At 64.0% G+C, this 250-nt stretch carries 1 pseudogene; it reads right to left on the reverse strand.

Features of this window, described 5'->3' with window-relative positions:
- A pseudogene (locus tag N7578_RS22655) lies at window positions 1-250 on the reverse strand (alpha/beta hydrolase); the annotation flags it as partial.

Here is a 250-nt window from a genome sequence, read left to right on the forward strand (position 1 = left end):
CCACCAGTTCTGGATCACGCCTTCCTGAACCGTCGCACCGTCACGGTTGAAACCGTAGAACGGACCGGCCGGAACATCGCGGAAGAACTGCGCACGGTTGGCGGCAAGCGCTGAGCGGAAACCATCGAACACCTCGATCGGCAGACCTTCCGGATTGCCAGCCGTCTTCAGCATCAGCGGCGGAACGGCGGCAACCAGAACGGCCTTGGCGACGCGGCCCGACGGCTGGCCATGCTTTGCGACGTAACGG

It is taken from the genome of Agrobacterium tumefaciens, from assembly GCF_031801495.1.
GTDB lineage: Bacteria > Pseudomonadota > Alphaproteobacteria > Rhizobiales > Rhizobiaceae > Agrobacterium > Agrobacterium tumefaciens_K.